The organism is Streptomyces sp. NPDC041124 (genome assembly GCF_055592385.1).
Genome location: NZ_JBVIYR010000006.1, coordinates 174,018 through 185,327, shown reverse-complemented (window position 1 = coordinate 185,327; position 11,310 = coordinate 174,018). Strand labels below are relative to the sequence as shown.

Annotated in this window: 6 protein-coding genes; 1 reads left to right on the top strand and 5 read right to left on the bottom strand. The window is 73.3% G+C overall.

Annotated elements, in window-relative coordinates; genetic code table 11:
* Positions 1-151 precede the first annotated feature (151 nt).
* Positions 152-1,390, top strand: coding sequence for a cytochrome P450 (locus tag ACZ6A9_RS18205; RefSeq protein ID WP_468986335.1), 1,239 nt, complete (start codon positions 152-154; stop codon positions 1,388-1,390).
* A 170-nt stretch (positions 1,391-1,560) separates the two neighbouring features.
* Here ACZ6A9_RS18205 and ACZ6A9_RS18200 read toward each other — a convergent pair whose 3' ends face one another.
* The 5 genes from ACZ6A9_RS18200 to ACZ6A9_RS18180 all read right to left on the bottom strand — a co-directional run bounded on the left by ACZ6A9_RS18200 (position 1,561) and on the right by ACZ6A9_RS18180 (position 11,309).
* A complete protein-coding gene (locus tag ACZ6A9_RS18200) occupies positions 1,561-3,843 on the bottom strand; it encodes an AfsR/SARP family transcriptional regulator (protein WP_468986332.1) in 2,283 nt (760 codons plus the stop codon).
* Between the two features lie 926 nt (positions 3,844-4,769).
* Positions 4,770-6,728 (bottom strand): hypothetical protein, encoded by a 1,959-nt coding sequence (locus tag ACZ6A9_RS18195; RefSeq protein WP_468986329.1) that lies wholly within the window; start codon positions 6,726-6,728, stop codon positions 4,770-4,772.
* A complete protein-coding gene (locus ACZ6A9_RS18190) occupies positions 6,725-7,885 on the bottom strand; it encodes a VWA domain-containing protein (RefSeq protein ID WP_468986325.1) in 1,161 nt (386 codons plus the stop codon). Before ACZ6A9_RS18190 ends, ACZ6A9_RS18195 begins: the two co-directional genes overlap by 4 nt.
* Entirely contained in the window at positions 7,882-10,215 is a 2,334-nt protein-coding gene (locus ACZ6A9_RS18185; RefSeq protein WP_468986322.1) for a DUF5682 family protein, read from the bottom strand. Before ACZ6A9_RS18185 ends, ACZ6A9_RS18190 begins: the two co-directional genes overlap by 4 nt.
* Entirely contained in the window at positions 10,212-11,309 is a 1,098-nt protein-coding gene (locus ACZ6A9_RS18180; RefSeq protein WP_468986319.1) for an ATP-binding protein, read from the bottom strand. The genes ACZ6A9_RS18185 and ACZ6A9_RS18180 overlap by 4 nt, the downstream gene beginning before the upstream one ends.
* Between the last annotated feature and the right edge of the window lies 1 nt (position 11,310).

Below are 11,310 nucleotides of genomic sequence, written 5' to 3'. Positions count from 1 at the left end.
GGTCCGGTGGTTGCCTGGCCCGTCCAGTCTGCGAGCCCGGTGCGGGGCGCCGGACGGCGGTGAAGGACTGGCGACAGGTTCCTCCGCACCCGCCCCCGGGCTGTCAGGCTCACCGGACACCGCACGCACGCCACAGGAGGTGCCGGCCCGCATGCGAGAGCTGCCCGTCAAGTTCGACTCCCGCGATCCCGCCGTGGTCGCGGACCCCTACCCGGTGTACGCCGCTCTCCGTGCGGCCGGCCGGCTGGCCCGCGGCGCGGCCGGCCAGTGGGTGGTGTCGCACCACCAGGACGTCAGCCGGCTGCTCAAGGACCGGCGGCTCGGGCACGAGTACCCGCCGGAGTACCACGAGTTCTCCACCGGGGCAGGGCCCGCGAACGAGTTCCTGAAGCGGATCGTGCTGGACCAGGACGCGCCCGCGCACACCTTCCTGCGGGGCATCATGCAGCGCTCGTTCAGCCCGAGGCTGATGCGCAGGCTCGAGGAGTACGTCGCCGCCCAGGTGGACCGGCTGATGGCCGAGGCCCAGGACCGGGCGGGCCGGAGCGGAGTGCTGGACATGGTCGGCGACCTGGCCTTCCCGTTGCCGGTCACCGTGGTCTGCGAGCTCATCGGCATTCCGGAGGTGGACCGGAACGCGGTGCGGCCGCACGCGGTGGAGCTGGCCAAGGCGTTCGCCCTGTACGTGCCCGTGGAGGAGCGGGCGGCGGCGCACAACGCGGTGACCTGGCTGCGCGACTGCGTCTCGGCGCTGGTCGACGAGCGGGCGAAGCGGCCCGCCGACGACCTGATCAGCAATCTGCTGGCCGCCCAGCGCACGCATCCCGGCTTCGACCGGGAGACGCTCGTCGACAACGTGGTGTTCCTGTTCTTCGCGGGCTTCGAGACCACCACGAACCTGATCTCCACGATCTTCTCCGCGCTGCTGGAACATCCACAGCAATTGGCCCTGTTGCGGGAACGGCCGGAACTGGCGGTCCCGGCCGTCGAGGAGTTCCTGCGGTACGACGCGCCGATCCAGGCCACAGCGCGCTACGTGAAGGAAGCAGTGGAGATCGACGGCCGTACCGTGCGCGCGGGACGCATCCTGGTGCTGCTGCTGGGGTCCGCCAACCATGACCCGGCCCGGTTCGCCGACCCCGGGCGGCTCGACATCACCCGTGACCCCAATCCGCACGTCAGTTTCGGCGGCGGTGTGCACCACTGCCTGGGCGCGGCACTGGCCCAGGTGGAGGGGCGCGCCGTGCTGCGGTGGCTGGCGCACGCACCGGCCACGCCGGCCGCGGCGGGAGTCGTGGAGCGGCGGCCCAGCGTCACCTTCCGGGCCTACCGCAGTATTCCGGTGAGGTTCGAGCCGGCCGAGCGGTCTCGGGTGGCGTCCGCACCCTGACTCCCGCCCCTTCCGCGACCGTGGGGTCGTCCACGCCCCGGACCCGGCCGTTCTCCTGCCCTGCCGCCTCCGGCCGCACCGCTGCCCCTCTGGCTGCCCGCACGGGCCCAGCCCCGAGAGCCGCCCGCGCGGGACCTCGCACCGCACCCGCGCGGACCGGACGGCCCCGGCTACGGCACGTGCTTCCCGTTACGAACGCCCCGGGCCCCGGCCGGGCTCATCGCCGTGGCGGTCAGCGTCGCGCTCTGCTCCAGCAGGCCGATGCCCCGGCAGGCGGCTGCCAGACCGAGCAGCGCCCTGCGGTACCCCTCGGCCTCCCGGGAACCGGTGGCCCCGCCGTCGTACTCCCCGCCCCTCTCCTCTTCTTCGCAGCCGCCGCCCTCCGGCGACAGGACGAACCGCAGGTTGCGCGCGAGCTGCGCGGCCGGGCCGAAGAACTCCTCGTGCCCGGAAGCGCACAGCACCTCCACCATCGCGGGCAGCTCCCGCTCGCAGATCCCCGTCGCCTCCTTGCGGCTGTTGATCTCGGGGAGGTGGGGGACGGCGTCGGGCCCGGCACCGGATCCGTCGTCAGGCCGTTCGAGCAGATGGCGGCTTCGGGAGGTGACCGCCAGGTGGTGGGCGAGCAGTCGCCGGAGCGCGGAGCGTCGCCCGCCGCCGCGCAGGAGCCGCTCGAACTCCCCCGTGCCCGTCGTGACACCGGCCACCAGCCCGTGCAGGGCGTAGCGGCCGATGTGCGGCTGTTCGAGGAGGTTCACGTCGAGCAGGCCCTCCAGCAGCAGCTCGGCTTCGGCCGGACCGGTGCCGAGGAGGGCAGCCGCCTCGTACAGGTCCATGCTCGCGTCCGGCACCAGGGCCATCACGCACAGGGCGTGGTGCTGCCCCTCGGTCAGCGCGTCCAAGGAGAGCTGGAGCACCGACCGGACGCTCCGGTCGCCCGCCTGGAGTTCGACGGCACGTCGGCGCGTGTCGCCCAGGCGCTCCACCAGATGGGACAGCGTCCAGGTGGGGCGGCTGCGCAGTTTGGCGGCGGCCAGGCGCAGTGCCAGCGGGAGCCCCCCGCAGTAGGCGACGAGCCGTTCCGTCGCCTCGAACTCCAGTTCTCTCCCCAGCAGCCGTTCGAGGAGTTCCCGGGAGTCGCCCGCGCCCATCCGGGAGACCGGACAGGGCTCGGTGCCGTCGAGGCCGTAGAGGCGACGGCGGCTGGTGATGAGGGTGAGGGAACCGTTGCCCGGCGGCAGCAGCGGCACGATCTGCGCCTCGCTCGCGGCGTTGTCGAGCAGCAGCAGCACCTTGGAACCGGCCAGCCGGGCGCGCCACAGGGCCACCTGGTTGTCCAGGTCCGCCGGGATGTGCTTCGCCTCGATCCCCAGTGAGCCCAGCAGCACCTGAAGCACCTCGGCGGGTTCGCGGGGCCGCTCGCACGGACTGAACCCGTGCAGGTCGACGTAGAACTGGCCGTCCGGGCAGTCCTGGGCCAGCTGGTGGGCCGCGTGCAGGGCGAGAGCCGTCTTGCCGATGCCGCCCATGCCGTCGACGCAGATCAACAGCGGCCCCGGGCCCCGGGAGCCCGCCCTGGCGGTCCGCAGCAGGGTGTCCACCTCCTCCCGGCGGCCGACGAAGTCGGTCAGCCCGTGGGGCAGGGTGCAGGTCGCCTGGACGCGTGCCTTCCGAACCCGCGGTGCCATGTGACATCTACCCGCGTCAAGCTCAGTGGCGAGGGGCTGTGCGTAATCGCGGGGCGGGGCTCCGGAGCGCAGGAAGGCGAGCGCGTCACCGCACAGCACCGCTTCGTGCACCTGGGCCAGCGAGTGATCGGGGTCGATGCCCAGTTCGTCGCGGAGCAGGGTGCGGATCTCGGCGTACTCGGCGAGCGCGTCGGCCTGCCTCCCCGAGAGGGACAGCGCGAGCATGAGCTGTGCACGCAGGTCCTCCGCGAGCGGGTGCTGCGCCACGAGGTCCCGGAGGTCCTCTATCACCAGCGCCGGTGGCGACGAGTGCAGCCGCAGCGAGATCAGTTCCTTCTGGACCGCGAGCCGCCGCTCTTCCACCACCCGAGCGGCCGCGCGAATCAGGCCGTTCTCCACCTCGTCGCCGTCGACGATGTCGGCCGCGACGGGACCGCGGAAGAGGGACAGGGCCGTCTGAAGTTCCTGGATGAGCTGGGCCTCACCTGCTCCGCCCTCCGCGAGCTTGCGGACCCGCAGGCGGCGCTGGTTGAACTCCACCAGGTCGGACTCGGCCGGACCGACGCTCAGCCGGTAGTTCGGACCGTCTGTCAGCAGGTGCGCACCCGCGCCCGGTATCGACTGGCGGAGTTGGGCGACCGCCTTGCGCACCTGATTGGAGGCGGTCGCCGGACAGCACGAGCCCCAGACGGCCTTGGCGAGGCGGGGGGTGCTGAGCACTTCTCCGGGGGACAGCATCAGCGCGGTGAGCACGCGGCGTGCCACGGTGCCAGGCAGACGGACAGGTGAATCACCGCAACGCACCGCGACCGACCCCAGCACCTGGAAGCGCAGACCCCCCTCCCGCGGGGTCATGCGGCCGGCTCACAGAACGCGGGCCGCGCCGTCCACCGTTCCCCCGCGACGGTGACGGACCTCGGGCATCGGTCCCCGGCAATCCGGCATCCAGGGCCCGCCGCGAGCGGGAGAAAGCCGAGGAGAGACGGCACAAGCACGCCCCGACGCGTCCTGCCCCCCGCCGTACCTACGTGCTCTTCGCGACGCTCCGCGACGGCACCTGCTTCCAGCCCCACGCCATTCCCCCAGCCGCCTGAATCACGACAGAACAACCGCGCTGCTCCTTGACACAAGAGACAGGGACGCCCCACGCGGGAAGACAGACACGGCGGCCCCGGCGGCCGCCGAGGCCTCGCAATTTGCCACGAGAAGTACCAATCCCGCTGGCACTATCCACGAACGCCATGCGCAAACGTGCCCGAATCAGCCCCGTCACCCACCAGGGACAAATGCGCCCATCAATGCGTGATTCGCTTGCCCCGATGGGCGGAATAATCCATTCTGTCACTCACTGTCGATGCCGGATTGTCCGAAAGCGTGCAGTGATTCCCAATGAACCGGCCAGGGTTCGACAGAGGTCGAGACGTTCGTGTCCGCCAACCTCCCGCAAGGCAACCCCGAGAACAGCCGGCCTCCCTGAAGAGAGGCTGGTCGCGACCCTCGGTCCTCGCGGGGCCCGCCGCTCTTGAGCACTCGCATACCCTTTGGACGGCCTCCGCGTCGGCGCCACCAGCCGCCCGCCCCGCGAACGCCCCACGTGGACCCGGCCTGTCCCACCGAACCGAGAGCTGGTCGAGGATGACGTGCACAAGATGCTGGGGCTCAACGTGAACGCACCGCACCATCATGTCCCGTCACGACCACGCATACGGGCCGGTCCGGTGGAGTTCCAGGGTTGTGGCGAGGCGGATGACGGCGGTGTGCCAGTGGGAAGTGGCGGGGGCCGGGCCGTGGGTGCGGAGGGTGGTTGTCACAGCGGAGACCTTGTCCGCGGTGGTGCGGAAACCGGTTCGGTGCAGGAGGGCGGCTGCTGATTCGAGGATGTCGTGGTCGCTGGCAGTCAGGTTCTTCAGGCCATGGTGGGCGGCCTCGGCGAGGGCTGCGAGGGCCCGTTCCAGGGCGGTGGTGAGGGGGTCGTCCGGGGGATGCAGGGCGACGGGGAGGGCGGTGTCGCCGTCGCCCGGGGCGAGGTCGGGGACGAGGACGCCGCGGGAGGTGCGGACGGCGAGAGGGGCGAGGAGGACCCTGCCCCGGTCATGGCGGAGGGAACCGCTGATCCGGTCGGCGGTGCCGGAGGCGAGGGCGTCGGCCAGGGCGTCCAGGGCGCCGGGGCAGTGGGGGTTGTGCGCGGTGCTCAGCAGGGCCTCGTTGCCGGCCGGGTCGTGGAGGACGGCTTCGAGGCGCTGAGCCGACGGGTCGTACCGCACGGGTCCGGCCTCCGCGACGGCGAGGACGCGCATGGACTCGGCCTCCACCCGAGGGCGGACGAGACGGGGAGGGACGGTACCGGGGGCGGGGAACTGTGCGGCGAGGTCGGTGACCAGCAGCCCGGGCGGCAGGTCGTCCCAGGCGGTGCCGACAGGAGTGACGGACGTGGTGGCGATCCGGCCGCGGGAGATCTCCACGGCGCGGCCGGCTGTGCGGGAGGTGGCCTCGCTGACCACGTTGGCGGCGGCAAGGGTGCGCAGGTTTGTACCGAGGATCCTGCGGGAGCCGAGGTCGTGGCCGGTGGGCGCCTGACCGTCGGGCAGCTCCCAGCGTTTGTGCAGAACGAGGACGATACCGGCATCGGGGTGGGCGAAGAAGACGTCGGCGGTGCGGTCGCGGGCGGAGCCGTCGACGTGGCAGCCGAGGGAGACGAGGCGGACTCGGCGCAACGCTGTGCGGGCCGTCTCGGCAGTGCCGAGGACGGCCGCGGGGTCGGTGAGGGCGGCGCGGTGGCGGGCGTGGAGTTCGGCGAGGAGCAGGGCGTGGGTCTCGCGGTCGTGGCGGGCGCCGCGGACCGCGTGCTCGGCGAGCTGGTGGCGTATCCCCTCGAGGGCCGCGGCGGGCCAGTGGCGGCCGGCGGCCGTGAGGGCGGCGCCGGCACGGCGGAGGGTTCCGTCCAGGACGGGGCCGGCCTGAGGAACGCCTTCGACGAGGAGTTCGTCGACGAGGTCCAGGGCTGCGCGGTGGGCGCTGTCGCCGTTGTCCGGGGTTCCTTCCCTTCCTCCGACGGTGACTCGGTCGTCGCCCTCGGTGTCGGCGGCTCGGAAGGCCCAGACGGCGAGGACGACCGTCGCGCCGCGCAGCGGCTCGGCGGCGTCGGTGACGGCGAAGCCGGGGCGGTGGGGCACCGGGAAGCGGACGGTGCAGGCGGGAAGTTCGACGGCGGGAACGGGGTCGGCGGGGGTGGGGCGGTGGAGGACCGCCTGGTAGCCGCGGTCGCGGGTGCGGCGGGCTGCGGTGAGGGCGGGACGGCCGAAGGCCTCGGCCAGGGCGGCGTCGTCGATGCTTCCGGGGGACCAGTCGGTGAGAGGCGGCGGGGTGTCCGATGCGGTCGCGGTGCGCTGGTAGGCGAGGACGAGGGCGATGCGGTGGCGGCAGACTCCGGTGGCCTCGCAGCTGCAGTGGGCGTCCTGCAGGGTGGCGCCGGGCGGCAGTCGGGTCTCGGTGCCGTCGGGAAAGCAGCCGTGCACGGTGTGGTCGCCGGTGACGTCCAGGTCGGGGCCTGCTCCGGCGTCGAGGTTCTTGGCGGCGCGTTTGACCAGGCCGCGGTTGGCGAGGGCGGCGAGGGTGTCGGGGGTGAGGGCGAGCAGGTCGGTGCGGGTCATGCCGTTCGTCCTCCGTGGGCCATTCTCTCGGCGACGAATTCGGCCAGGTGGCCGGGGGTCATGGCGCCGATGTGTGCGCCGGCCCCGGCGAGGCGGCCGGCCAGGTTGCGGTCGTAGGAGGGGGCGGCCTCCTCGTCGAGGGCGGCGAGGCCGAGGACGGTGACGCCCTGTCCGGTCAGGTCGCGGACGGTGCGGGTCAGGCGGTGGGCGTCGCCGCCCTCGTAGAAGTCGGTGATCAGGGCGACGATCGTGCGGCGCGGGTTGTCGACGAGGCCGGCGGAGTAGTCGACGGCGCGGGCGATGTCGGTGCCACCGCCGAGCTGGACCTTCATCAGGAGTTCGACGGGGTCGGTGACGTCGGAGGTGAGGTCGACGACCTGCGTGTCGAAAGCGACCAAGTGGGTGCGCAGTCCGGGCAGGCCCCATAGGCAGGCAGCGGTGACGGCGGAGTGGATCACGGATCCGGTCATGGAGCCGGACTGGTCGACGAGGAGGATCAGCTGCCACTGCTCGATGTGGCGGCGGGTGCGGGAGTGGAAGTGCGGCTGCTCGATGAGGATGCGGCGGTCCTCGGGCCGGTAGTGGGCGAGGTTGGCGCGGATCGTGGCCCTGAAGTCGAAGTCCCGGGCGCGGGGGGTTCGGCTGGGGCGGCGGGATCGGGCTCCGGTGAGGGCGCGCCGGATCTCCGGTCTCAGCCGCTCGGTCAGGTCGCGCACGACGGCTTCGACGATGCGCCGGGCGGCGGCCAGGATCTGCGGGTTCATCAGGTGTTTGGTGCGCAGCACGGCCCGCAGCAGGCTGGTGCTGGGCTCTACGCGGAGGAGGACGTCGGGATCGGTGACGATCTCGTCGATGCCGTAGGTCTCCACGGCGTCGCGTTCGAGGCGTTCGACCGTCTCCCGGGGGAAGAGACGGTGGATGTCGTCGAGCCAGTCGACGACGGTGAGCGTGGAGGGGCCGTCGCCGCCCTCCCGGCCGCCGGCGGTGCCGCGGCGTTCACCACGGCGGGCGAGGTCGTCGTCGCGGCCGTAGAGCCACTGGAGGGCGGTGTCGCGGGCGGCGTCCGGGCCGTCGAGGCCGCCGGTGCGGCGTTCGGCGGGGGCGCCGAGGATCAGCCGCCAGCGTTCCAGTCCCGCGCGGGGGTCGTCGGGGGTCATCGGGGTGCTCCGAGGGCGTGCCGGTCGAGCAGGAGGCCGGTGTGTTCCTCGAGGGCCGCGGCACGGGCGAGGAGCAGCGGGGCGGCGGTGGTGCGCAGCAGGGTGCGGGCGGAGCCGTGCAGGTTCCGGCGGTCGAGGAGGAGTTGCGCGACGCGTTCGCGTTCACGGGGCGGGAAGAAGGCGAAGGCCTGACGCAGGGCGGGCAGGGCGTGGAGGAAGACGTCGTCGGTCATGGTGGTGACGACGCCGTCCAGGGTGTCGAGCAGGGACTGTTCGCCCTTCGGGGCGGGCCGCAGGACTTCTTCGCGGGCGAGCGCGAGCAGGCCGGCCAGCCAGTCGCCGAGGGCGGCGGGGTCGGCCGCGACGGCGAACGCTCCGGCCTCGCCGGCGGGTTCGGCCAGGGCTCCGAGGGCGCGGCACAGGCCGAGGGCGGCGCCGCGCAGGTCGGCGGGTGCGTGCCGGTCGCGGGCGATGCGGGCGGCGGTTGCGGCGGCGGTTTCCGGGGTGAGAGTGAGGGCGGGTGCGGCGTGGAGGAGGGCGTCGCGGGCGGCGGTCAGGGCGCGCAGGCGGGGGACGTCGACGCCGGGCGGGCCGCCGTGGAGGCCCTCTACCAGGTAGAAGAGCCGGCCGACGGCGTGGTCGAGGACGGTGCCGAGCAGCGGGTCGCGGGCGGTACCGAAGACGCGGTCATGGCGCCAGAGGCCCAGGACCACGGCGAGGGCCCGCCCGAGGGGGCCGGGGTCGGCGGTGGTGAGGATCCGGTGGGCGAGGCCGTCCAGGAGGTCGCGGGAGAGGGTTCCGGCTCCGCAGAGGACGGCGTCGAAAAGGAGGGCGGCGGTGGTCCCGGCGTCGGCGGCCGTACCGGTGTCGCGGAGGCGGCGGGCGAGGAGGGCTGTGGCGGCCTCGTCGGGGCGGGCTCCGTAGGCGCCGGCCTCGGTCAGTGCGGCGTCGCGGCCGGTGCGGGGGCGGGGCTCCCAGGTTTCGTGGTCGCGGAGGTCGGCTCCGTGGTCGGGGCCGGTGAGGCGCGTGTGGCCGGGGATGCCGAGGATGCGCAGCTGGTGGAGGAAGCGGCTGCGTTCGAGCCCTCGGGGGTGGGTGAGGTCGAGGTCGAGGGTGCGGTCGCCGTCGAGGCCGAGGCGGATCTCCTCGGCAGTCACGTGGTGGACCAGGGGTGGCAGCGGGGTGCCGGGGTGGAGGCGGCCGGTGCGGTCGCCGGTACAGACGACGACCGTTTCGACGACGGCGGGGTGGGCGCCGGGCCTCAGGGGGCCGTCGGTGTTCCAGGGGAGCGGCTGGTCGAGGTCGTCGGTGATCAGTGCGGCGGCGAGGCCGTCCAGGACGTCGACGCGGGCGGGGCGAGGGTGTCCGCGGAGGGCGGCGAGGCCTTCGGTGAGGGTGTGGGCGGAGATCAGGGCGGCGGTGGAGACGGGGAGGCGGCGGGCGCGGAGCCGTTCCACGACGGTGCGATGGAGGGTTTTCGCGGCCGCGTCGGGGCCTTCGTCCCACAGGTGCTGGTAGTAGCCGGGGGACGGCATGCCGGACTGGTAGCCGGCGAAGGCGTCCATCTGGCGGAAGGAATAGGGCACCAGGAAGCTGCCGCCCGCGGCCCCGTCGGGCGGGACGGGCACCGGGGGCCATGCGGCGGGTTCCGCGCCCGGAGACGTGCCGGGGGCGGCGGTGAGGGCGCGCAGGGCGGGCTGGTGGAAGCCGCCGGTCACCACCAGGACCGGCCGGCCGCCGGCGTGTGCGATTGCGGCACGGACCCAGGAGGCCATGTACCGCTCGCGGGCGCGGTCCCCGTCGTCGGCCTCGGTGTCGCCGCGCACCAGGGCGAAGTAGGCGTCCAGGCGGTCCTGCAGGCCGCCCGGATCGGCGATCTCGAAGACGCGGTCCCACAGGGCGTCCACGGTGTCGACCCGGTAACGGGCGCGGAGCCGTTCGGTGGCACGGCTGTAGCGGGCCTCGGCGTCGGCGTAGCGGTTGGCCGCGCCGTCGGGACGGTCGGTGAAGGCGCGGTGCCAGGCGGGCAGGTCGATGAACCGGACCTCGGCGCCCGCGGTACGGCCCTCGGTGAGTGCCACCCATTCCGGGGAGTACGCGCACAGCGGGGCCCAGGAGGTGGCGATCCGTTCGGTGTCGCGGTAGTGGCTGAAGACGGCGATGGGCAGTTCGTGTCCGAGGAGCAGTTCGCCGATCCGGTCGTTCATGTCGGCGGGGCCCTCGACCAGGACGTGTGCGGGGCGCAGTTCGCGGATCGTGCGGCGGACCAGGCCGGCGCAGGCCGGTGAGTGGTGGCGCACCCCCAGGAAGGTGACGCGGGCGGTGCTCACCGTTGGTCCAGCAGGTGCCGGGCCTCGTGGAGGGCCTGCCACTGGGGGCCTCGGCGCAGGCGGGCCTGTTGTTCGAGGAAGCGGCGCAGGCGGGCGAGGTCCTCGGGGCTGTCCTTGGCGGCGGTGCCGGCGAGACAGGAGACGATGTCGGCGGCGTTGCCGGCCTCGCCGCGCAGGAACCAGCCGCGCAGGCCGACGGCGTGGGCCGTGGAGACGGCTTCGGCGGTGCTCATCACCGCGGAGGGCCGGTCGCCCTGGCCGGGTGCGCCGCGCAGTTCGCGGAAGGTACCGACCAGTACCTCGAGGACGTCCCGGTCGGGTGCCCGCTCGACTCCGGACTCGCGGAGCAGTGCGGCGGACTCGGCTTCGACGAGGGCGAGTTCGGTGTCGAGGTCGGGTATCGGGAAGACCGTCTCGAAGGTGAAACGGCGTTTGAGTGCGGCGCTCATCTCGTTGACGCCGCGGTCGCGGGTGTTGGCGGTGGCGATGACGTTGAAGCCCTGGCGGGCGAAGACCATGCCGTCGTCGCCGTCGAGTTCGGGGATGGCGACGACGCGTTCGGAGAGCAGGGAGAGCAGGCAGTCCTGGACCTCGAGGGGGCAGCGGGTGATCTCCTCGAAGCGGACGATGCGTCCCTCGGCCATGCCGCGGAGCATGGGGGCGGGCACCAGGGAGCGGCGGGAGGGGCCTTCGGAGACCAGCAGGGCATAATTCCAGGAGTACTTGATCTGGTCCTCGGTGGTGGCCGCGCCGCCCTGCACAGTGAGCGTGGAGGTGCCGCTGACGGCTGCCGCGATGAGCTCGGAGAGCAGCGACTTGGCAGTGCCGGGTTCGCCGACGAGCATCAGGCCCCGGTTGGTGGCCAGGGTCACCAGGGCCCGTTCGACGAGCGAGGGGCTGCCGACGAACTTGCGGCTGATGCCGGCGTCGCGGTCTCCGACCACGAAGCGGAGGGCGGCACGGAGGCTGAGCTGCCAGCCGGGCGGCCGCGGGCCGGTGTCCCCGGCACGCAGCTCGGCGAGTTCGTCGGCGTGGCGCACTTCTGCGGGCGGGCGCTGCAGGCGGGGCGGGTGCGGGTCGCTCACTGTGGTCATG

Coding starts and splice junctions, on each gene's coding strand:
- ACZ6A9_RS18205 (WP_468986335.1), top strand. CDS start 152: ATGCGAGAGCTGCCCGTCAAGTTCGACTCCCGCGATCCCGCCGTGGTC.
- ACZ6A9_RS18195 (WP_468986329.1), bottom strand. CDS start 6,728: ATGACCCGCACCGACCTGCTCGCCCTCACCCCCGACACCCTCGCCGCC.
- ACZ6A9_RS18190 (WP_468986325.1), bottom strand. CDS start 7,885: ATGACCCCCGACGACCCCCGCGCGGGACTGGAACGCTGGCGGCTGATC.
- ACZ6A9_RS18180 (WP_468986319.1), bottom strand. CDS start 11,309: ATGACCACAGTGAGCGACCCGCACCCGCCCCGCCTGCAGCGCCCGCCC.